Source organism: Nitrosomonas marina, assembly GCF_900110145.1.
Classification (GTDB): domain Bacteria; phylum Pseudomonadota; class Gammaproteobacteria; order Burkholderiales; family Nitrosomonadaceae; genus Nitrosomonas; species Nitrosomonas marina.
This window is the reverse complement of sequence record NZ_FOCP01000011.1, coordinates 17,010-39,826: the sequence shown is the minus strand read 5'-3', so window position 1 is coordinate 39,826 and position 22,817 is coordinate 17,010. Positions and strand designations below refer to the sequence as shown.

Annotated in this window: 18 protein-coding genes; 6 read left to right on the top strand and 12 right to left on the bottom strand. The window is 49.8% G+C overall.

Annotated features, from left to right (window positions below):
• Positions 1–13: 13 nt before the first annotated feature.
• Together BMX44_RS09075 and bioA are read right to left on the bottom strand one after the other, a co-directional pair.
• Entirely contained in the window at positions 14–1,426 is a 1,413-nt protein-coding gene (locus BMX44_RS09075) for an MBL fold metallo-hydrolase RNA specificity domain-containing protein (RefSeq protein ID WP_090631608.1), read from the bottom strand.
• The gene (gene bioA, locus BMX44_RS09070) at positions 1,417–2,769 is read right to left on the bottom strand and encodes an adenosylmethionine--8-amino-7-oxononanoate transaminase (RefSeq protein WP_090631603.1); all 1,353 of its coding nucleotides are present in this window, start codon (positions 2,767–2,769) and stop codon (positions 1,417–1,419) included. The genes BMX44_RS09075 and bioA overlap by 10 nt, the downstream gene beginning before the upstream one ends.
• A 175-nt stretch (positions 2,770–2,944) precedes the next feature.
• Here bioA and BMX44_RS17250 point away from each other — a divergent pair, with 175 nt between their 5' ends.
• Genes BMX44_RS17250 through BMX44_RS09055 form a run of 3 tightly spaced genes read left to right on the top strand, consistent with a single transcriptional unit; the run spans position 2,945 to position 5,565 of the window.
• Complete coding sequence (locus BMX44_RS17250; protein ID WP_245738886.1) at positions 2,945–3,385, top strand: type II toxin-antitoxin system VapB family antitoxin; 441 nt, start codon at positions 2,945–2,947, stop codon at positions 3,383–3,385.
• A gap of 14 nt (positions 3,386–3,399) precedes the next feature.
• A complete protein-coding gene (locus BMX44_RS09060; RefSeq protein ID WP_143056913.1) occupies positions 3,400–4,233 on the top strand; it encodes a P-loop NTPase fold protein in 834 nt (277 codons plus the stop codon).
• Between the two features lie 21 nt (positions 4,234–4,254).
• The gene (locus BMX44_RS09055; RefSeq protein WP_090631593.1) at positions 4,255–5,565 is read left to right on the top strand and encodes a P-loop NTPase fold protein; all 1,311 of its coding nucleotides are present in this window, start codon (positions 4,255–4,257) and stop codon (positions 5,563–5,565) included.
• Between the two features lie 103 nt (positions 5,566–5,668).
• Here the strand turns inward: BMX44_RS09055 and BMX44_RS09050 are convergent, their stop codons facing one another.
• The 5 genes from BMX44_RS09050 to BMX44_RS09030 all read right to left on the bottom strand — a co-directional run bounded on the left by BMX44_RS09050 (position 5,669) and on the right by BMX44_RS09030 (position 11,247).
• Positions 5,669–7,315 carry a tetratricopeptide repeat protein gene (locus BMX44_RS09050; protein WP_090631588.1) on the bottom strand — a complete coding sequence of 549 codons (1,647 nt, stop codon included), beginning with the start codon at positions 7,313–7,315 and terminating at the stop codon, positions 5,669–5,671.
• A gap of 103 nt (positions 7,316–7,418) precedes the next feature.
• Positions 7,419–7,694: a DUF4242 domain-containing protein gene (locus tag BMX44_RS09045; protein WP_090631583.1), complete on the bottom strand. Its 276-nt coding sequence runs from the start codon at positions 7,692–7,694 to the stop codon at positions 7,419–7,421.
• 101 nt (positions 7,695–7,795) lie between these two features.
• The gene (locus tag BMX44_RS09040; RefSeq protein ID WP_090631579.1) at positions 7,796–8,401 is read right to left on the bottom strand and encodes a TetR/AcrR family transcriptional regulator; all 606 of its coding nucleotides are present in this window, start codon (positions 8,399–8,401) and stop codon (positions 7,796–7,798) included.
• Between the two features lie 202 nt (positions 8,402–8,603).
• On the bottom strand, positions 8,604–9,557 hold the full coding sequence (locus tag BMX44_RS09035; protein ID WP_218143945.1) for an MDR/zinc-dependent alcohol dehydrogenase-like family protein: 954 nt from the start codon (positions 9,555–9,557) through the stop codon (positions 8,604–8,606).
• Positions 9,558–9,978: 421 nt separating this feature from the next.
• Positions 9,979–11,247 (bottom strand): hypothetical protein, encoded by a 1,269-nt coding sequence (locus BMX44_RS09030; protein WP_143056912.1) that lies wholly within the window; start codon positions 11,245–11,247, stop codon positions 9,979–9,981.
• Between the two features lie 610 nt (positions 11,248–11,857).
• Between BMX44_RS09030 and BMX44_RS09025 the strand changes: the two genes are divergently transcribed.
• Complete coding sequence (locus tag BMX44_RS09025) at positions 11,858–12,247, top strand: Rha family transcriptional regulator (RefSeq protein WP_090631571.1); 390 nt, start codon at positions 11,858–11,860, stop codon at positions 12,245–12,247.
• A gap of 302 nt (positions 12,248–12,549) precedes the next feature.
• Here BMX44_RS09025 and BMX44_RS09020 read toward each other — a convergent pair whose 3' ends face one another.
• The 3 genes from BMX44_RS09020 to BMX44_RS09010 form a co-directional block, all read right to left on the bottom strand.
• The gene (locus BMX44_RS09020; RefSeq protein WP_143056911.1) at positions 12,550–13,062 is read right to left on the bottom strand and encodes a hypothetical protein; all 513 of its coding nucleotides are present in this window, start codon (positions 13,060–13,062) and stop codon (positions 12,550–12,552) included.
• Positions 13,063–13,119: 57 nt separating this feature from the next.
• The gene (locus BMX44_RS17105; RefSeq protein WP_218143944.1) at positions 13,120–13,392 is read right to left on the bottom strand and encodes a hypothetical protein; all 273 of its coding nucleotides are present in this window, start codon (positions 13,390–13,392) and stop codon (positions 13,120–13,122) included.
• A gap of 354 nt (positions 13,393–13,746) precedes the next feature.
• Positions 13,747–14,871: a CNNM domain-containing protein gene (locus BMX44_RS09010; protein ID WP_090631559.1), complete on the bottom strand. Its 1,125-nt coding sequence runs from the start codon at positions 14,869–14,871 to the stop codon at positions 13,747–13,749.
• A 560-nt stretch (positions 14,872–15,431) separates the two neighbouring features.
• On the opposite strand from BMX44_RS09010, the gene BMX44_RS09005 reads away from it, so the two are divergent.
• Positions 15,432–16,433, top strand: coding sequence for a YheT family hydrolase (locus BMX44_RS09005; RefSeq protein WP_090631555.1), 1,002 nt, complete (start codon positions 15,432–15,434; stop codon positions 16,431–16,433).
• A 27-nt stretch (positions 16,434–16,460) separates the two neighbouring features.
• On the opposite strand, the gene trhP is transcribed toward BMX44_RS09005, so the two are convergent.
• Positions 16,461–17,825: a prephenate-dependent tRNA uridine(34) hydroxylase TrhP gene (gene trhP / locus BMX44_RS09000; RefSeq protein ID WP_090631551.1), complete on the bottom strand. Its 1,365-nt coding sequence runs from the start codon at positions 17,823–17,825 to the stop codon at positions 16,461–16,463.
• A gap of 93 nt (positions 17,826–17,918) precedes the next feature.
• Between trhP and dnaE the strand changes: the two genes are divergently transcribed.
• Positions 17,919–21,419 carry a DNA polymerase III subunit alpha gene (gene dnaE / locus BMX44_RS08995; protein WP_090631547.1) on the top strand — a complete coding sequence of 1,167 codons (3,501 nt, stop codon included), beginning with the start codon at positions 17,919–17,921 and terminating at the stop codon, positions 21,417–21,419.
• A 30-nt stretch (positions 21,420–21,449) separates the two neighbouring features.
• On the opposite strand, the gene odhB is transcribed toward dnaE, so the two are convergent.
• Positions 21,450–22,817: a 2-oxoglutarate dehydrogenase complex dihydrolipoyllysine-residue succinyltransferase gene (odhB, locus tag BMX44_RS08990; protein WP_090631545.1), complete on the bottom strand. Its 1,368-nt coding sequence runs from the start codon at positions 22,815–22,817 to the stop codon at positions 21,450–21,452.

Sequence of the window (22,817 nt, the reverse complement as noted above, 5' to 3'; positions counted from 1 at the left end):
GTTTGCCCGGCTGTTACAACGTGACAGCCGACTTTTGTTCGGGTATGGCGACATGCTGCCAGTGCAGTGTGTCCTGAATGGCCGATGCCAATGAGGCTGCGTTGCCCGGTTCGCCGTGCACCACGAATGTTCGGGCTGGCGGTTTTTTAAAATGGCCTAACCAGTCCAGCAACGCTTTCTGGTCAGCGTGCGCGGACAACCCGCCGATGGTGTAGATATCTGCCCTGACGACGATGTCCTGGCCAAATATTCTGACAACCCGGGCGCCGTCAACGAGTCGGCGTCCGAGTGTTCTGGCAGCCTGGAATCCGGTGATGATGATGCTGCATTCCGGCCGGTTCAGGTTATATTTGAGATGATACTTGATGCGGCCGGCATCGCACATACCGCTTGCGGAAATGATAATCGCACCCTGCTGGACAGTGTTCAGCTGCATGGACTCCTCGACATCCTGTATAAACCGGATGCGCGGCTTTTTATCGTTTGCGCGCATCCACTGCATCGCTTCCTGAGTTTCCCTGTCAAGGACTGCGATATGTTTCATGGTGATCCCGGTTGCCGCCAGCGCCATGGGTGAGTCCACATAGATGTCCATTTCACCGAGTTTGCCTTCACGATACAGATCAATCAGCAGGAACAGCAGATCCTGTGTGCGGCCAACGGTAAATGCCGGGATAATGACATTGCCGCCTTTTTCAACCAGTGTATTGTTAATGGCATGGACCAGTTCATCGAGCGTATCATCCATGTTGCGGTGAAGCCGGTTGCCGTAGGTGGATTCAACCAGCAGGATGTCTGCGTGATCGATCGGTGTCGGATCACATACAATCGGATGCCCGGGCTGGCCGAGATCGCCGGAAAAAACAAATTTTCGGGTATGCGATCCGTTGGTGACCCAGAGTTCAATAATGGCCGAGCCAAGGATATGACCGGCGTCTCTGAAGATACAGCGCGCGCCTGAAAGCGGAAAATATTCGGTATTGTAGTTGACGCTGCGCAGCTGATTCAGAAAACTCTCTGCCTGTGCAACGGTATACAGCGGTGCGTATTCCTGCAGCGCACTGACCGCGCGGCTTCGTCCACGCCGTGTTTTGTTGCGCCATTCGGTTTCCTTTTCCTGTATATGGGCGCTGTCCTTGAGCATCACATGCAGCAGATCAATAGTTGCCGATGTGGCGAAAACCGGTCCTCTAAATCCCCATGCGCTCAGTCGCGGCAGCAGACCGGAATGATCAATGTGCGCGTGGGTGAGCAGGACGCAATCAATAGTCTCGGGGTCGAAATTAAACGCCGTACGGTTTTTTTTGTCCGCCTCACGCCCGCCCTGAAACATGCCGCAATCGACGAGCATGCGCCAGTCTTCTGTTTCCAGCAGATAGCATGACCCTGTCACTTCGCCCGCGGCGCCCAGAAATGTCAGTTGCATACGGTATCCAGAATCTGAACCGTACCGTTAACGAGCAGTTCGATTTCATCTTTGGAGATGATATACGGCGGCATGAAATATACCGTGTTGCCCAGCGGGCGCAACAGCAGGCGCTGTTTCAGGCCTGCCTGGAAAAATTGCTGAGAAAACTGAAGGTCTTCTGTTTCCACTTCAAAAGCCCAGATCATGCCGCAATTGCGGAAATTGCTGACTTTCGGGTGCGATGACAGTGCTGCGGCGACATTGTTGAGACAGTCTGCCTTGGCTTTGTTGGCTGCAAGCACATCGTCCTGTTCGAAAATATCGAGCACCGCCAGCGCCGCGCGGCAGGCCAGCGCGTTGCCCGTATGCGTGTGCGAATGCAGAAAGGTGTGCGCCAGGGTATCGCCGTAAAAGCTCTGGTAAACGGCGTCGGTCGTCAGTACCACGGAAATCGGCAGGTAACCGCTGCTGAGTCCTTTTGCCAGGCACAGAAAATCGGGTGTGATACCGGCCTGTTCGCATGCGAACATCGTGCCGGTGCGGCCAAAACCGACCGCGATTTCATCGGCAATCAGATGCACCTGATATTTGTCGCAGATTTCCCGCGCACGTTTGAGATAGACCGGGTGATACATGCCCATGCCCATCGCACCCTGAATCAGCGGTTCGATAATCAGCGCAGCGGTTTTTGCATGGTGTTGCGCCAGATGCGCTTCAAGCGCATCGGCAGCGCGCAGCGCATAATCCTCAGCCGATTCGCCTTCATCGGCAAAGCGCCAGTCCGGCGTCATCACATGCGAGCAGGGGCGAAGCAGCGGGGCATACGTTTCTTTGAAGATTGCCACATCGGTGACCGACAGCGCACCAAGCGTCTCGCCGTGATAATCGTTTTGCAGACTGACAAACTGGGTCTTGTCCGGTTTTCCGGTCAGTTGCCAGTAATGAAAGCTCATTTTCAACGCTATTTCGGTTGCCGAAGCGCCGTCGCTGGCATAAAAACAGTGACCGAGATCGCCGGGCGTAATAGCTTTCAGCCGCTCGGACAGCGCGATTACCGGTTCATGTGTGAACCCTGCGAGCATGACATGCTCGACTTTTTCCAGCTGGTCGTTAATCGCTGCATTAATCCGCGGATTGGCGTGCCCGAACAGATTGACCCACCAGGAACCGATCGCGTCCAGATAGCCGTTATCGTCCGCATCATACAACCAGGCGCCCCTGCCGCGCACTATAGGCACCAGCGGAAAGGTTTCATGCGACTTCATCTGCGTACACGGATGCCAGACGGACCGCAGGCTGCGTTGTTGAAAGGGCGAGGATGCTGAAATAGCGGATTCGGATGATTGATTTATGACAGGCATAGATAGATGTTTTCTCAATAATGGATATCAGGTTCAGTTCAATAGATCACACGATAGTAAACCGAATCAGGCGCAGTTTCCAGTCCGGTTGATTGTTGAACGGGCAATTCAGATAGCCTCTGGATACGGGTTCGATAGATCTATATGTATAATTGCGCAAAAGAATGCACATAAAATGAGATATTATTCAATGCATGCCAGTATTGTTATTGACGATGAACTCATGAATGACGCCATGCGTTTGACGGGCGTGAAAACCAAACGCGGGGCGGTCGAGCTTGCGCTCAAATCATTAATTCCGCTTGAAAACCAAAAGAAGATTAGGCATTTCCGCGGTAAATTAAAGTGGGAAGGTAATCTGGAAGTGCCGGGGACTGGTCATCGATTATCGTCGATTCCCGTGTCTGGATTGACTATTTCAATGTATGTCCATAGCGATCAAAGGTGCGGAATACTTCCGTACCTTGAGAAAAAAAGGATAACCGTCAGAAAGACGGTAAATGTCATGATTGCGACATTTTGCATTGAACACGATCTGCCGCTTCTTCATGCCGACAGGGATTTCTATCCTTTTCATCAGCATCTGAACCGCGTAATACACCGGGTAACTAATTGAATGCCGAATCAATCATGAACGTAAAAAAGCCAGAATCGGACAACAAAACAATCGGTCATAATGAACTAAAACAACGGTTGCAAACACTGGCAGAGCGTGACCGGGCCGCGGTAGCAGTGTTTGCGGCGCGGTGTGCGTTGCGGGTATTGCCGTTTACATCAGCAAGGGGTAATTTTGATCACTGGCAAGAAAATCGACATGAACATGTTCAGAGTCTGTTTGTTGCCTGCACGCTGGGGCTGGAATATGATTCAACGGAAGATGATATAAGATTTACCGTCGCCGCCTCCGTAACTGATTTAATCCAATTGGAACAAAAAAAATTTTCTGTATTGAAACACAGTCCGCTTTGGATAGATGGCGTACCTGACGCTGTGCAAAAAAGAGTCGAAGAATGGTCAAAAGCCATGTCGGCTTTGCAGCTAGATGCGATGGCGCAGGTTTATCGTGCATTGTTGCACGGCAAGGATTATCCGGCGCAACAAATCCAATCTCTGATTAAAGACTGGTACCGGCAATACGGGCACAAATCTGCCCGAAGAGATAATGCAGATGCAGTCGTATCGCCTGAAGAAACAGAAGCAGGACAGTCCCCGAAAACAATCATCCGGTACGACCAGATTCATGCGAATCTCCATGACGGACTGGCAGAGCAGGACGCGCTGGGGCGTCAAGACCTTGTCGATGCGCTGGCGACAATTCTCGCGGCTAAAGAAAACCACCATCATCAAACCATTGGTCTGCTCGGCGACTGGGGTGCGGGCAAAAGCACGTTTGTCAGGTTGCTCAGTGATCAATTACGGGAACAACAGGAAACGCAGTTTTTGTTCGCCGAGTTCAATGCCTAGGAATACGAGCATACCGACCACATGCAGGCCGGGGTAGCGCGCGAGGCGTTAAGAGGACTGACGGCCGATCTTGGCTGGTGGCGAAGATGGTGGCTGGCACTCAGGTTTTCCTGGCAGGAAAAACCGCTGTATCTGATCATTACCCTGGTTCTGGTTATGACTCTGATTGCCGCACCATGGGCTGTTAACTGGTCTGATGTAATCGCATTTCGTGAGAGCTGGGCAGAAGGAAATTTAGACGAAACGCTTTTACCGGCGGGCATCAGTTTTGCTGTCGTGTATTTTGCCGGCAAGTATTTTTTATCGTTTCATAAATTGTTTGAAAGTCCGTTGATCAATGAGTGGAAGCGCTATCTGAGCCTGCCCGATTACGACGCCTGCCTTGGCACCATTCCGGTGATGAAGCGCCAGGTCGACGCGCTGTGCCGGCTGCGGCTGGGAACGGGTAAATCCCGTGCTGAACAAAAACGGCTGCTCTTTGTGGTCGACGACCTCGACCGGTGCAGCCATACCGGCGTCGTCAAGACGCTTGAGGCCGTTCGCCTGATCCTGGGCATTCCGCATGTGACCGTGATTATCGCGATTGATCAGCGTATCGCGCTGGCGTCGCTCGCACTGCATTACAAGGAACTGGCACCGCATCATAGTCTACGCGATCCGGCCAATATCGCGCGCGATTATCTCGGCAAGGTGATTCAACTGCCGGTACAACTGCCTGTGGCGGATCGTGAAACGGTGGTCTCATTTGTTGACCAGGTGCTGTTTAACGAAGACGAACAGTCTTCTCAAGCATTAAAGCCAGGGGATGTTGACGCCGAATCCTTGCAGTCCGGGAACGGTGGAAAAGAGACGGTTTCCGAAGACACTCAAAAAGAGACTGCTGAGCGTAATGAGCAGATAACACAAAATACGGCAGCCAGAGAATCCTCACAATCCCCGGCAGACAAACCGCAGGTCATCGAGACTGTCGAATATCAATTCAGTCCGTCCGAAAAAGAGGTTTTCAAAAGGCGCATCCGGGAATTTGGTTTTCATAATCCACGCCAGTTGAAACGGCTGTATAACAGTTTCAATCTGTTGCGTCATCTAAAAGGCAGCGATCAGGCCGGTGACCATATGCTGGTGCTGTTCTGGCTGGAATATTTGAATAATCTGCCGATTGACCAGCGCAAAGCCGCGCGGAAAGGCGAAGTCTGGGAGTTGGTGCAAAACCATTTTCATCAGGATGAAACGCGTTATGCCGCTATTGAGCGCGAGGTATTGCCGTTTGTATTGCCATCGCTTGATCAGGCGGTTCAACAACAGAATGAATCAAATGCATCAGTGATGTGATTCGCAATACCGGTTATCAGCGGTGTTGGCCTTTTGGGCCTGCAACGACGGCATTTACTGCTAACACAGCTAAACGCCGACGCCGCCGTAATTGACTATGGTGTTATCGGCCGAATCGTGATGCTGTCAACGTTATGTCTGCCTGTGACCAGGCTTTTTTAAAGCGTGCCTCGACTGAATCAGCTTCCTGCGTTTTTTGTTGTGCGCGTAGCGACTGCATCAGGCCAAACAAGGCCCAGCCGTTTTCGCGGTTTCGCCGCAGGTCTTCCCGGTAAACGGCTTCCGCTTCGGCTGCGCGGCCGGCTTCAAGCATTATCGCGCCCAGGGCCAGCCGTGGCGGAAAATGCCATTCAGTGGGTTCCGTATACACCAGTGCGTCTTCGAGTTGTACCGCCTTTTCAAGATGTGCGACGGCGGTATCGAATTTTCCTTGCGCAGCGGCGATCTCGCCGGCCAGGACTTCGGGCGCGATAACCAGGATGGTGCGCATGGTGTTTTTTGAAAACAGGTGAGCGTCAAGTTTTTCGTTGCGCAGGATGGTTCGAACAGCCGCCAGTGCTTCTTGCGCCTGTTCGAGTTGACCGGATGCGACAAACGCCAGCCCGCGCACGTAATGCCAGGTGCCGTTCAGAAAGGCGTTGGTGGCAGGGGGCGCCGGTTCTTCCAGTACCCGGTCCCACAATCCAAACCGGGCGTAGGCCCAGTAGGGAACCATGCGGAACAGGGCCGTAAACGGCTGCTCTTCCAGGGTGGTGTCGTCGACTTTGCCGGCCAGTTTCAATGCAGATTCGATGGCAATCCTGCTTTGCCCGCCAGCAGTGGCGGAGTACCATAAAAAATGAATGTTATGTGGATAATAGCCAATTGCGTACAGCCCTTCAGCCTGACTTTGCCGGATGTAGTCCTCGTCGGCGGCTATCGCAAGCTGGTTGCTTTTGACCGCGTCCCCGTACCGGCCGACCCGATGGAATATATGAGAAGGCATATGTACCATGTGGCCCGCCGCGGGCATGATTGTCAGCAGTGTATCCGCCGCTTTTTCGGCCCGTTCGGGCGTTGACGTCGGCTCCACCAGATGGATGTACAAATGCAATGCCGCCGGATGGTTCGGGTGCTGCTGTAATATCTGTTCTGTCAGCGCCACAATGTCAGCGATGCCTTCTTTGGGACTCTCGTCAGCCGTCCAGTAATCCCATGGGCTTACATCCATGACCGATTCCACATACAGCATCGCAATATCCGGATCGTCGGGAAATTGCCGGTGAACGGCCTGCATGGCCTGTGCGTAAGCCCGGTCATTCGCGGCCCGCTGTTCCGGATTGTTGGTGTAACGCTGTTCAAGCGCCTGTATCAGCGCCTGTTCTTTGCGCGGCGCTTGTGATGCAAGCGATTTGGCCAGATTGGTCAGCCTGTATGCGAGCGCTTCATCATCCGGGTTCATCGGGGCATTGATATTAGGTCCAAGCACAAGCGCCTGGCCCCAGTACGCCATTGCAAGTTCTGGATCGAGCCGCGCGGCCTCTCGAAATGCCCGGCCGGCCTCGGCATGATTAAAACCGTATGACAGGTTGATGCCCTGATTAAAAAAAAGCTGTGCCTGTTTGTTGTCTGTGCTGACAGGGAAGGTGTGCGAACCCAGATTCTGAAGTTCTGGCGCGTTTCCGCTGGCCAATGCTGTTGCAGACAAACCGGTTGAGATTGCTGTAATTAACAGGATTCCTGCCAGGTAATGTAACGTTCGGGATTGCATGTGACGCTCCTTTAAAAAAGATGCGGCTTATGATGAGTCTGTAAGTTTACTCGATTCAGCAACCGCTGATTCATTTCAGTTATGGCTGGTTAAAACGCCCGGCTCAGTTCTCCGCAGTAGTCGGATCAATCACCGTCCTGACGCGGGAAATACGGTCTGCAGGAAACTCGCCCTGACTCGCATGTGCACGAATTGCCGCCTCGTCAGGCGCAATGTAAACACAATAAACGATGTCATCGGTTACAAAACTCTCAACCCATTGTACCCCGGGTTCCATCTGGTTCAATATGCTACATGATTTTTGTGAAATGGCTTGTAATTCGGTTGCGGGCATTGCACCTGCACCGGGAATATTGCGTTCGATTATATATTTTGGCATGTGGTTCTCCTTAAGTTTAAGTAAAAATGACCGGTCGTCTTTAATAATTTGACCAGGCTACCTGGATAACAGCTTTGGTTATCAATCTTTAAAAAACAATATCAAGACTTGAAATAATTACCCAATAATTCCTGACAGCATTGTAAAACAGGTGCTGACGTTTTCTCTATCTTTGCCCTGAGTAAAGCACCCTGCCATGTATTGATTAAAAGATCGGCCATGCTCCCGGCTGTCTTGTCTTTTCTGACAGCGCCTTGATCCTGCGCCTTTTTCAGTCCGGATTGCAGCAGGTCCCGGTAACGGTTTACTGCGGTCTGTAAAGATGCCTGGCATATATCGCTGGTGTCACCTATTTCGCCCATTAAATTGCCGAGCAAACAGCCGCCTTTGAAATTGTTCCGTTCCAGTTCTTCAATTAATTCATCAAAATAACGCTGTATGGCGCCGAGTGCATCTGTGTCTGAATTGTTTAAATGCGCAGCCAACTGTTTAAGAAACGGATCAATATAATACTGAATCACTTCAGCGCCAAAGTGCTCCTTGTCCTCAAAGTAATTATAAAAAGAGCCTTTAGGAATATTGACTGCATCTAAAACTTTTTGTAAACCGGTGCCATGATAGCCCTGTTTCATCAGCATCGCGACGCCCTGGTTCAAAATATTGTCTTTATTGAAATCCTTTTTAGTGGTTTTGGTTGATTTACGCATAAATTATAATACGACCGGTTGTCTTAAATTGTCAAGCAAGTCTGCCAGTTGTTTGCAAATAATTTGAAATGCGTAAACTTCAGGCGGGATGGTTAAACGGAAACAGATGATCTGTCATGCCTGCTTATTGGTTAATATGCGCAGACCGGGTATATGAATTAAAGCGCGACTCTATAATCCGCATCGATGTTTTTCATAGAATTCAATTTTCAAACAGAATTTTCAGTGTGCCGCGGGTGCGGGCGTGGTTGAATGCATCGATACCCTGCTCCAGCCGGTAGCGTCCCTGAATCAACGGTTCCACCTGTATGCTGCCTGCGGCAAGCGCCGCCAGTGCGCGGTCGAATGGCCCGCAGCGTGACCCGACAACAGTGATTTCGTCGACTACCAGCGCCGAAGCATTAATATTTAACTCACCTGCATAGGTGCTTTTAAGCACCAGCGTGCCGCGCGCGCGCAACGCGCGCCGCGCAAGTTCGAATCCGGCAGGATTGCCGGTGCATTCCACCGCCAGGTCGAAGCTGCGCCGTTCGACAGTCCCTGCCAGCGTTGTAGTGATACCCTGGTTTTGCAGGATAGCCAGTTTATCAGCATGCCGACCGGCTGCTATGAGCTCGCAACCAGTCAGCGCCAGTGTCTGTGCAACCAGCAAACCGAGTTTTCCGTCCCCGACAACCAGAACGCGGTCATTGGGGGTGATACGAACCTGTTGCTGAATTTCCAGCGCTGCAGCCACAGGTTCGGTAAAAGCCGCGGTGTCTGTGGATACTGTATCCGGTACCGGATGCAGATTTTCAACCGGCAGCACCGTGTAGTCCGCAAAGGCGCCATTGCGGTTGACAATGCCGAGTACGGTACGGTTTTCGCAATGTGTCGGTTGCTGTGTGTTGCAGAAACGGCAGTGACCGCAGGCAGCGTTGATTTCGCCCACCACTCGCTTGCCATCCAGTTCGTCAGCACCATTTTCGACAATACCGACAAACTCATGACCCAGCACACCGCAGTAGGGATAGTAACCGCGCACCAGTTCCAGGTCGGTGTTGCAGATACCGGCGCGGATAACCCGAATCAGCGCCTCCCCCGGCTCGGGTTCGGGTGAGGACAGGTCCGCGCGGATTTGAAGGTGCTGATTTTCCAGCCAGATGCCTTTCATCATCAGTTAACCCTTTATCAGCGCACCTGGCAGGTGTGCCTGACTAAATTCAGTTGATTTCATCGCTGTTTTCGTGATGTATATTGATATACCGGCAATATATTAATAGGGTGGAAGTCGGCTTCGGTATGCTTCTAACTCTGCCAAGTTCGACACTGAAAATCAAGTAGTCGAACAGATACAGGGTCTCAGAAAAAAACATAAAGCTGGCGGACGGTATCATCGAGCTGTCAACTGATCTAACCCAAAAAGGAATATTGGAAATTCATTCGGGTGTGTTTGGAAAAAAACATCGGTGCTGCGTTGCAATGTGTCTCGTGCCCGGCATGGGCGCAGGCGGTGCTTGCTGGTCTGTCGAACATGAGGTTTTAAGAAACCCTGATACGGGTTAACTGAATAGCTGTTTTTTGTATGCTATTCACTTCTATTTGGCAATGGTTATGGCCGGCGCCGGTCTTGCAAATTCTGACGGGTGGATAGACAGTTCATATAACTGGCCGAGCAAACGGAATGCCTCGAGATTCCAGACAGCCTCTGGGCTGTCGCCATCCAGTATAGAATAGGTACGCCCCTTGTATGCGACCGCGAAGGTACTTGTATTGTCTACCAGATTGGACGAACGGATGTCAACTTCCAGCGTCTTGATCGGATCGTGACGGATTTCACCTGTTCGTGAATCTTTGTCAACGTGAAATTCAATTTCTTCCGACACGCCCCGCCCAAGGAATCCCAGGATAGCCAGGAATGCGCGTAACCGAATAATCCCCTGAATCGGGTAGTCTCCACCTGGCAACCCCGGTCGGATATCGACAAAAATTTCATTTTCCGGCAGTGTATTCGTGTACAAAAACAGCTTGTTTCTCTCTTCCACCGAAAGGCTGGAAATATCATAATTACTGATAATGGTTCGTCCGGAGACTTTTCTGCTCAAAACACCTGTATTTCCTTTTTCTATCCATCGATATCCCATTTCCAGTGCATTTACCAGAGTTTCTGAATGTTCCGTAGTGATACCGTGCATTGTGACGTCCTGCTGTACGATAACGGGTTCCACTTGCAGTTGATTGGCCTGATTCAAAGCCGTCAAGTGCATGATTTTTCGACGGAATTCCTCATAACTATCCTGCTCTCTGGGGCGGTTTCGCAAAACCTGGTCGATACCATCGTGTTTGATGCGGATTTCACTGGCCATCATTCTTATAAGAAGGCCCAGGTCAGTTCCTTGCTGATATAACTTGAGAAACTTGTTTTCAGAAAAAGGGTTAAGAATTCTCTGATTAAATTCTTCGCCGCTGATTGGTGTGATAGAAATGGTAGGGTTCTCGGATATGCTTCCACCAAAGATTGGCGACAGTCCCTGTCCGCTTGTTAATGCGCCAAATGGTGGTGTAGCGCCAGCGCTCATTTGAAAATTGAACGTTGCGGCGATACTGGATACCGTGGTGAATTGAATCGGGTGATGGTGCCGTACCCGGGCGATGTTCAGGAGTAATTCCTGTGCATTGATCTCACTGATGGATCGATTATAAGCGAGAACTGTTTTGTTCAGTGTGATTGGCGACAAGCAACCTGTGAGTATAATCAATCCGGCCAAACTGGCAATATGACGAATACAGTTCGAACTTGAAATGTTTCTGAAGGAATACATGGCGTTGACGGCAAAAACAACCATTATTTTGTTTGATCTGTGCATAAATAAATCGATTTATATTGATAAAAAACAACATGAGCGTTGTTCCTGCCTGCGCCAGGGAAGGTGCAATGCGGGCATTATAATCAATACAGAACAAAAGTAAGAAAATTATTGAATTACTACGCAAATGGTTGATACCCGGCCCTGATGGCAAGCAAACGGCAACAGCTGTTTACGTTATATTGAGACAATTGTGAATATCATTTCTTGCCTGTTAATGCGAACAGGTTCTGCCTTAATGAAGCTTTGAATGATATATCGGAATGACAACAGTTATTGCTAAAAAAATTTTCGAACCAGCGGTTAAGCCTGTTTGTGGTATTTTCAATTATTATTATGATAAATCAGATTGTTAGCATGATTTTCCAAAAAAGGTACCCGAACCGGGTTTTATAAAATCTTCCAAAAATATGACTAAAGGGCAATTTTTTGCATGGCACCTTTGAGATAAAGTGCTCAATAACAGAAGAGAAATGAAAGCGGGATTCTGAGAAACGTTCTCGACCAGGTGTCACCGGATTTCTTTTTCTTCTCATGTATCAGTGCAGACGTATCACTGGTTGAGTGATTTTGGTTTGGTTTAAATACCGGGATTCGAACGGAGGTAATCATGGAAACAATAGTAAGTATTACGAATAATAAAGTGGTGACTACCACGCAGATAATTGCAAAACATTTTGGTCGCAGTCATGATGAATTGGTCCATTCGCTGCGTTACCTGATGCGCGACTGTGGCACTGCATTCAGCAAAGAAAATTTTTTCGAACAGGATTGCGGTTACTCTTTGTGGATCACATACCCGGGATTTCTGGTTATTTCCGGATTATTTCTGGGTGCCCGCAATGCACGCATCAAGATTGACTTTATCGACGCGTTTGTAAAAGTGCAAAAAGAAATTGATACTTGTAAACATCATATTCCCCAGGCAAGGCGCGGCGAGTTGCTGTTTATGCGTCCGGAGTGGACAAGAACAGCACATTACGAAAGTGCGCGCATGTAAACGGGTTGCATAACTGTCCTGTTCAGCCACAAAATTTATGAAGAATCTGGCAAGTTGTATATCGAATAGCACAATTCCAATTGTCAATTGACACACAAAACAAATAGATATTTGCACCTTGCCAGGTTGCTGCGCTGATTCGATAGAATGCCTGCTATTGCATCGGGAAAAACCGGGACTGACAGATTTAGAAACCGGATAATGACTTCTGGTTTTCATCAAGATCACTACAGTCTGGGTGGAACCATTGAGTATTGCTGAATTGAGGGCGCGGCCAGAACCAGTCAGGTCGGAAATAAAGCCTAGCCACGGGATACCGGTTTCTCATGCCTGTTCTCGCTGCGCTTGTAGTTGCTTGTCGTGAGCCGCCGCCCGGCCAGATGGATACCAAGCCCAAAGCCGATGACAAGTATTACCGCTAAACCAAGTGCAACATAAGGTAAAGCATAGAGCATCAAGCCGCCCATGCCAAAGTCAGGCCGGTTTGATGCTTCCTGCCACAGCAGCAACACTGCAACGGCCACTACCGGAAGCAGATTTGACACAAGCAGACCAAGCTGGCATGCCCGCTGCACCACTCTGGCAGTGCAATATGCGCGGAACACCGGCCAGCCAAAGGCGAACCCGAATACTACCGTCGCAGCGAGAAAACTAAAGCTGTCGGACGGGTCCTCGCCAGTGAGGCCAAAGAACAGATAAACAGTTTCGAACCACATCACCGCACCAACCGGCAATGCCAGGGCTCCAGCCACAGCATAGCTCAATAGCTTCGATGGACAGGATTGATGAATTTGCCTAGGGTGCGTATCATTCATGCTGTTTATTTCCATGGCAGCGCAACGGGTCTTTGCACCTGATGCAAGCGCCTGCTGTCAGATGGAATTCGTCATTGTTTGAAATTCATGTATCCACTTGGGAATATTTCTTTTTGTCCATTTGGCAAAGCCCAATTTCTCACCGACGTAAAACTGTCTATACGCTTTAACTGCGTTTCCCGGAACCTTGTATTTGTCGGGCATGGCTTGAGCAAAAGGTGTCAATCCGACCAATTCATACGTTAAATCAGAAATTTCACGAATAACAGATATTGATTTATGATCGCCTGTCTTGTTAAACCGGAATCGATATTCTGAATTTAGCGCCATGGCCAAATTTCGAAGCCAGACAAAATTGTCGTACGATTCAGCTATCCATTGAGTGCATGGATGATTTATATGAGTAGGGCGATACGGTGTTTGGAAGCCTTTTTTGTTTAAAGCTGTGCAGAGCAACTGCGCGCTTTCTAGAATCATCTTCGATACGTGCTGATCACAGTGATACCGCGCGCATTTCTTGATGTCCAAATCAAGCACAAAAATGTTCATTTCATTGAGCGTGTGTTCGCGTGTGTTCGAGGCTTCTGTCGCCTGACGCTACGTTAAGTGATCGACTGGCTCGAAAAACGCGATTTGCGCCTTGATAATTACACAGTTAGCGGGAAAGTCTGAAGTATTATCATATTAGTTGTCAGTGATTGATTCTTTTTTTATTTCTTTTGTGTTTGAATCCTGCTCTGTAATTTCCTTGTTTAGTTGTTCCAACAAGCCTATCTGTCGCGCACGTTCTTCCCATTTTTTACGCGCTAGTGCTTGCATGTCCACAGTGTGATCTGATTCATCAACAATTTCAAGGCCGAGTAACGTTTCTATGACGTCTTCCATGGTAACTAGTCCCGCCGTACCGCCGAATTCATCAATAACCAGTGCTACATGTTCGCGTTTCTCAATGAAATGGTTAAACAATTCTGGAATGGGAAAGTTTTCTTTTATGGCAATCATGTCGCGCTTAATGGCCGATAACGGCGTATCGTCCCCATTGTTTATCAGCGTGATTAGCAGATCGTTTTTCAAGACATAACCCGTTATATTGTCAAGTGAATTTTCGAAGACAGGAATGCGTGAGAATCTGAGATTTGGATGCTGGTCGTAGAATTCACGTGCCGGTGTATTTTCAGCAGTGGCCACCATGACTGTACGCGGTGTCATCACATCGTGTGCTAGAACCGATTCAAAAAGCATCAGGTTACGCATTATCGTAGATTCATCTTTGTCAAGTACCCCCTGTTTCTCGCCAATATCCGCCATGGCGGAAAAATCTTTACGGCTGAATACGCTTGCGTTCCCGTCTTTTTTCAAAGAGCGGGTAATGATCTGGCTGATATAAACGAATGGCGCTAAAACAAACATTACAATCTTGAGGCTTCTTACGGTGAAATTTGTAAGTTCCTGCCAATAGCTGGCGCCAATTGTTTTTGGCACGATTTCAGATAACAGCAGGATTGCCAATGTCATGACCACCGGCACGACTACTGTCGACATCAATGAGGTTCCCCAGATTATAGCGGCCTGCGCACCCACCCCGATGGCGCCGATTGTATGCGCAATGGTATTGAGTGTGAGAATAGCTGACAGCGGTTGGTCGATATTGGACTTATAGGCTTCAAGTCTTGGGCCGATATCGCCGCCTTCCTGCACTTTCTGCTCCGTAAACGATGGTGTAATACTGAGTAATACCGCTTCCCAGATTGAGCAAAGGAATGAAAAGATTATCGAAACAAGAAAGAAAGCAATTAGCAGCGTATACATGAATAATTTGAAGATCGAAATAAATTAAACATCGGTATTGCCAACGAGTCAAAAATGACAGTGGCAGGGTTTATTGAAGGTTTCCATATTTATGAACCATTGAAGCGCAACAGTTCAAAGGTTATGGGAAACATTCATTAGTTTTATCCGGCAATATCAAATTGAAGTATCACTTGTGAAGTGGAGTAAATTTTGTGGTAAAGAGCGTGGCGATAACGCAAAATTGTAGAGTATAGCTGGTACCGCGTGCACTGCTTTGTTAGAGCTCATACCGTTCCTCATATTTTTTCATACGTTCAACAACAGCCAGCGCAGAGCCATTAACAAGTTTTCGTTGATAATGCTCAACAGAAAATTCTCCAGACTCAATTTTATCAAAAATGAGTTTGAGAAGCCTATGAAAAGCATAGTCACATTATCGGTAACCAATTTATCAGGCCGAATTTTACGCGTCACAACAGATTTTCCGAGAAAAATCTCAATTTGAAAAAAGGCTTTAAACCATCTGTTTTCTCCACTTATGCTAAACTCTTTGAAGTTTCAACAATAAAAAAAATCACATGAAAACCGACTCAATCCCGCTGTATACGGAACCGTATGTTGCTCCAAAGTGGATGCCGGGCGGCAATGCGCAGACAATTTATCCGTTTTTGATGCGCCAGAAGCCGTTGTTTGTCTATCGACGTGTGCGCTGGGAACTGGACGATGGCGATTTTATCGATGTCGACTGGCTCGACGGGCATGTAGATGCGCCGCTGGTGATCATTTTTCACGGCCTTGAAGGTGGTTCGAACAGTCATTACATAATCAGCATCAAAAATATTCTGCAGCGGTACGGCTGGCATAGTGTGGTGATTCATTTCCGCGGTTGTTCCGGTTCGCCCAATCGCCTGCCGCGTGCATATCATGCGGGTGATTCGGCGGAGATTGACTGGATGGTCAGGCGAATCATTCAAGAGCACAGGCAGATCAACGCGGAATACCAGCCGGTGTATGCTATCGGAGTGTCACTGGGCGGCAATGCACTGTTGAAGTGGCTCGGCGAGCAGGGCAGTGAAGCAAAAAACTGGCTCAACGGCGTTGCCGCAATATCAGTGCCGCTCGATCTGGCTGCGGCGGGTGCGGCGCTCGATTCAGGATTTAATCAGGTCTATACACATCATTTTCTGAGCACGTTGAAATACAAGGCGTTTGAGAAACTGGAAAAGTTTCCGGGACTGTTTGACGGCAAAGCACTGTCAAAATGCAAATCAATCTACGAATTTGATAATATTGTCACCGCGCCTTTGCATGGATTCAGAGATACCGACGACTACTGGCGACAGTCAAGCAGCAAGCAGTGGCTGCCGCATATTCATGTGCCGACCCTGTTGATCAACGCGTGCAACGATCCATTCATGCCGGCTTCAGTGTTGCCCGAAGGTGACGAGGTTTCAGCGGCGGTGACGCGCGTGTTTCCTGATGAAGGAGGGCATGCCGGATTTGTCCAGTCACCTTTTCCTGGCAATTTCGAGTGGTTGCCAAGAAGCATGATCAGTTTTTTTTATCATCAGTGCGACTGACAAGCTGTTTGTCAATCGCTTAGATTGTCACGATAAGAACCGAGCGACAAACGCATTACTGACATTCCGGGTCATCGGAATACGCACGCGGTGGCCGCTGCCGGGCGCTGCAAATACTGGCTTGCCTTTGCTGTCCTGCATCTGTGTCAGTTTTACTATCTGATTGCCGGACGGATGAATGATCTCAAGGCGATCTCCGACCTGAAATCGGTTTTTGACCTGTATTTCCGCCATGCCGCTGGCTTCGTCAAATCCTGTGATGTCGCCGACATATTGACTGCGGCTCGATTCGGAATGACCGCGCAGGTAATTCTGTGTTTCATGCGTCTGGTGGCGCTGGTAAAAACCGCTGGTATAGCCGCGGTTGGCCAGTCCTTCGAGTTCGCCGAGAAGCGACGGATCGAATGTTTTTCCGGCGACGGCGTCGTCAATGGCCCTGCGATAGACCTGCGCGGTTCTGGCAACATAATAAAGCGATTTGGTCCGGCCTTCGACCTTGAACGAATCGACGCCTATTTTGACCATCCGCTCGATGTGCTCCACCGCGCGCAGGTCCTTGGAATTCATGATATAAGTGCCGTGCTCGTCTTCCATGATCGGCATCAGTTGGCCGGGGCGTTCTTTTTCTTCAATCATGTATACCTGATCAGCTGCCGGATGCCGCTTGAAGTCGGGCTGCTGGCCCGACTGGCTGTCGGCCTCGCGCATCGCTGCGTTAAAATCAAAATCGATCGTTTCCGATGATTGAATATCGCCATTGTCGCCTTCCTCGCCTGGCATGACTTTATAGTCCCAGCGACATGAATTGGTACAGGTGCCCTGATTCGGATCACGATGATTGAAATAACCCGAAAGCAGGCAGCGTCCCGAATAGGCAATACACAGTGCGCCATGTACGAACACCTCGAGTTCCATGTCCGGGCACAGGTCGCGTATCTGGGCGATTTCGTCAAGCGACAGTTCACGCGACAGAATCACGCGTGTGAGCCCGATTTTCTGCCAGAACTTGACGCCCATGTAATTGACAGTATTGGCCTGTACCGACAGATGTACAGGCATCTCGGGCCATTTTTCCCGAACCATCATGATAAGGCCCGGATCGGCCATGATCAGTGCATCGGGCTGCATTGCGATGACCGGTTCCATATCGGCCAGATAAGTCTTGACCTTGGCGTTATGGGGCATGATATTGCTCGCGACGAAAAACTTCTTACCCAGCGCATGCGCTTCGGTAATCCCGGTTTTGAGTTGTTCCAGTGCGAATTCATTGTTGCGCGCACGCAGGGAATAACGCGGTTGTCCCGCATAAACCGCATCGGCGCCGTAGGCGTATGCGGTGCGCATTTTTTCAAGCGAGCCGGCGGGAAGTAACAGTTCTGGAGTGGTCAACATGATGTAAAATTAAAGGCGGTAACAAAAAAACAAAGCATGATTGCAATGCTGTTTTGAACACTGCAATCGACCAAGCGTTCAATTGTATCATTTATGACTCAAAAATCTGCTGAACCGGGCTTTATTCACCTACGGCTGCACAGCGAATTCTCAATTCTGGACAGTACCATCCGGATTAATGACGCAATTGCGAAAGCGTCAGAAGATCAGATGCCTGCTCTGGCACTGACCGATCTTGCCAATGTGTTCGGGGCGGTAAAATTTTATCAAAGTGCCCGCAAAAACGGAATCAAGCCGATTATCGGCTGCGATGTCTGGATAACCAACGAAATTGACTGTAAAAAACCTGCACGCGTACTGCTGTTATGCCAGTCCTACGCCGGCTATTTATTACTTTCACGGTTATTGACGCGCGCCTACCTTGAAAACCAGGTGCAGGGCAGGGCAGAGATACGGTGGTCGTGGTTGCGCGATGAACCGGACGGTACCGAAGGATTGATTGCGTTGTCCGGTGCACGTTATGGTGCGATTGGCCAGTCGGTTTTACTGAACGACCTGCAGCAGGCTGAGGCGCAGGCAAAGGAATGGACCGCGGTTTTTCCGAACCGGTTGTATATTGAAATCCAGCGAGACGGACATGATCGGGAAGAATATCTGTTGCAGCAATCACTGGTGATTGCAGACAAGTTAAATCTGCCCGTTGTTGCCACCCAGTCTGTGCAGTTTTTGACGGCTGACGATTTCGATGCACATGAAGCTCGGGTCTGCATTGCTGAGGGTTATATTCTTGCCGATCGGCGGCGGCCGAAAAAATTTACCCGACAACAGTATTTCAAGACCCGACAGGAGATGATCCAGCTGTTTGCTGACATACCGTCGGCACTTGCAAACAGTGTTGAAATCGCTCGTCGCTGCAATCTGGAACTGGAGCTGGGTGTCAACAAGCTGCCGCTGTATCCAACGCCCAATAACGAAAGCCTGGAGGATTTTCTGCGTAGCCAGGTTGCGGCCGGTCTCGAAGAACGTATGCAGGCACTGTTCCCTGGCACAGATGAGCGTAATCGGCGGCTGCACGAATATCAGGCGCGCATGGATTTTGAAGTTGATACGATCATCTCGATGGGTTTTTCAGGCTATTTCTTGATAGTGGCCGATTTCATCAACTGGGCCAAGCGCAATGACGTGCCGGTCGGACCGGGACGTGGTTCCGGGGCTGGATCGCTGGTTGCGTATTCGCTCGGTATCACCGATCTCGATCCGTTGCGTTACGATCTGCTGTTTGAACGTTTTTTGAATCCGGAACGCGTATCCATGCCGGATTTCGATATTGATTTCTGCCAGGACAGGCGTGAAAAAGTAATTGACTATGTCAAACAGCGCTATGGCACTCAAAGTGTCTCGCAGATTATTACTTTTGGCACCATGGCGGCCAAGGCAGTGATTCGTGACATTGGCCGCGTGCTGGATCTGCCATACAATTTTGTTGATCAACTGGCAAAGCTGGTGCCGTTTGAAATTGGCATGACGCTAAAAAAAGCACGCGAACTCGAGCCGCAGTTAAATCAACGTGCTGCCGAGGAGGAGGACGTTCGTTACCTGCTGGAACTGGCTGAACGCCTGGAGGGACTGACCCGTAACAGCGGCATGCACGCTGGAGGGGTGCTGATCGCACCGGGCAAAATCACCGACTTTTGCCCTGTTTATTGCACCGAGTCGACGGATGCCGTGGTCAGCCAGTTCGACAAGGACGATGTCGAGAAAATCGGTCTGGTCAAGTTTGATTTTCTCGGGCTGCGAACTCTGACCACACTGGACCGCGCTGTCAGTTACATTAATCGATCCCGCGTTGAATCGTTTTCACTCGCCGGGTTGACGCTGGATGATGCTGCCACTTATGCATTGTTGCGACAGGGCAATGCCGTCGGTATTTTTCAGTTTGAATCGCGCGGCATGAAAGATCTGTTGCAGAAGGCAAAACCTGATCGCTTCGAAGACATTATCGCACTGGTTGCGCTTTACCGGCCGGGCCCGATGGATTTAATACCGGATTTTATTGAACGCAAACATGGCGTGCAAACCATTGAATATCTTGACCCGCGTCTCGAGCCGATTCTGAGTCCGACCTATGGCATTATGATTTATCAGGAACAGGTGATGCAGATTGCCCAGGTGATCGGAGGTTACAGTCTGGGTAGCGCTGATTTGCTGCGGCGCGCCATGGGCAAGAAAAAAGTCGAGGAAATGGCGCAGCAACGCGATATTTTTGTCGCCGGCGCGGTAAAAAACGGCGTGGATGAAACAAAGGCATCGGAATTGTTTCGTCTGATGGAAAAATTTGCCGGTTATGGATTCAACAAATCGCATGCTGCAGCGTATGCGCTCATCGCCTATCAGACTGCTTTTCTGAAAACGCACTATACGGCTGAGTTCATGGCGGCCTGTTTGTCGGCCGATATGGACGATACCGACAAGGTTTATATTTTCATTCAAGACAGTCTGGCAAATGGGTTGACGATTCAGCCACCCGATATCAATCAGTCTGATTACCGGTTTGTGCCGACCGGCGCCAAAACAATCCGGTACGGGCTTGGCGCGGTAAAGGGAACGGGTGAGTCAGCGATAAACGCCGTACTTGCAGCACGCAGTAAAGGCGGTGTGTTCATTGATCTGTTCGATTTCTGCAACCGCGTGGATCGGCGCATCATCAACCGACGTGTGATCGAATCGCTTATCCGTGTCGGCGCATTCGATTGTCTGAATGGAGACAGATCCAGCCTGCTGGCTTCGGTTGGCATTGCGCTGGAAGCGGCAGAGCAGTCAAGCCGCTCGGCCAACCAGTCAACCCTGTTTGATGGCCAGGACGATTTGACACTGCAACCGACTTTGATATCAGCTTCGCCGTGGTCGGACCGGGAGACGCTGCAGCATGAAAAACAAGGACTCGGTTTTTATTTCAGTGGGCACCTGTTTGAGACCTATGCCCGTGATATACGTCCATTTGTCCGCACGACGCTTGATCGGCTATCAGTACAGCGTGAAACGCAGCTCATCGCGGGAATCATTCATGACGTTCGTGTTCAGATGACGCGGCGTGGCCGAATGGCCGTCATCGGCCTTGACGACGGTACGGCCTCAGTCGAACTGATTGTGTTTGATGAACTGTTTAACGAAAACCGCAACTGGCTCAAGGAGGATCAACTGCTGGTGGCACAGGCGAAAATTGGTATTCGCGGTCAGTATAACGACCAGGAAAGCAGCAACGAACTGCGTATAACCGCGGAGAAGCTGTACAATCTTGCCGGTATCCGCACGCATTTTGCCAAACGGATCAGGCTGCGTGTCAATTCTGAAACGCTGCCGACGACTGCTACATTGAAAAATCTGTTGACACCTTATGCCGGCCAGGATCGTCCCGATCAGCCGGCACAACACGGCGACATGCAGCCGTTGTGTCCCGTTTCGCTGGTATATCAAAATCAGCAGGCGGCTTGCGAGATTGTGCTGGGCGATAGCTGGCGGGTAAATCTGGACGATCAGCTGCTGCATACATTAAACCGGCATTTAAACGCCGAAAATGTAGAAATTGTATATTGATATTGCGAAGTAGTCGCAGACCGTCTGTTTTCAGGTCTCCAGCAGCGGGCTCATTGGGTATTCCAGCGCTTCTTTCATCGCCCCCAGTGCCAGCACCGCTTCACGCCCGTCTATGATGCGATGATCGTACGATAGTGCCAGATAATTCATCGGACGGATTACGATCTGGCCATTTTCAACCACTGGCCGTTGCTTGGTTGCATGAATGCCTAAAATGGCGCTTTGCGGGGGATTGATAATTGGCGTGGACAGCATGGAACCGAACACACCGCCATTGGTGATCGAGAATGTTCCACCCGTTAATTCTTCAAGAGTTAATTTACCGTCACGCGCACGTCTGGCAAAATCCGAAATTTGCGTTTCGATCTGCGCAAATGTCATGCGGTCAGCGTTACGCAGGATCGGTACAACAAGGCCGCGCGGGCTGCCCACGGCAATACCGATATCGTAGTAATCATGGTAGATAATTTCGTTGCCCTCAACCGATGCGTTGACAATGGGGTATTTCTTGAGCGCGGCGGCGACTGCTTTGACAAAAAACGACATAAAACCAAGCTTGATGCCGTGCTCTTTTTCAAATTCATTACGATAACGGGTGCGCAGATCGATGACCGCCTGCATGTTTACTTCGTTGAATGTCGTCAAAATTGCTGCGGTCGATTGCGATTGTACCAGACGTTCTGCAATACGCATGCGCAAGCGTGACATGGTTACCCGGCGATCAATCCGCTCACTGGCTTCTCCGGTTTCACGGCTTTGCTGGGTTTGTTCCGACCGCTTTTCTTCGTCCATTCCGGCTTGTTCTTCAGCAGACTGCTCAGTCTGTGCGTCGCCGGAAGCTGCTTCCTGTTCGTCTTCGGTTTTATGATCGATATAAGCCTGTACATCTTCGCGGGTAATTCGTCCGCCACGCCCTGTTCCCTGGATCGATCGCGTTTCTGATGTTTTCAGCTGATTTTCTTCAATCAGTTTCCGTGCGGCCGGCATCAGCATCGGAATTGTTGGATCTGCTTTACGTTCGGTCTTCTGTTCCTGATCCCGGTCATTTCCCTCATCTTCGTCGGGCGTAGATTTATCTTTTGTTGACTGTGTAGTAGATTTTTTTTGCGTGTCCTTCGATTCGGCTGTATCGGATTCTGCATCGGTATCGTTGTCGGCCGCTTCGGTATCGATCTTGGCGATGACTTCTCCACTGGTTACGGTTTCACCGTCTCCTTTGATGATCTCTTTTAAAACGCCTGCCTTGGGTGCGGGTAACTCCAGAACGACTTTATCCGTTTCTATATCAATCAGATTTTCATCGCGTTCGACCTTCTCGCCCTTTTTTTTGTGCCACGTTATCAGTGTCGCTTCGGCCACTGATTCTGACAATGCGGGCACTTTAACCTCTACTAACAT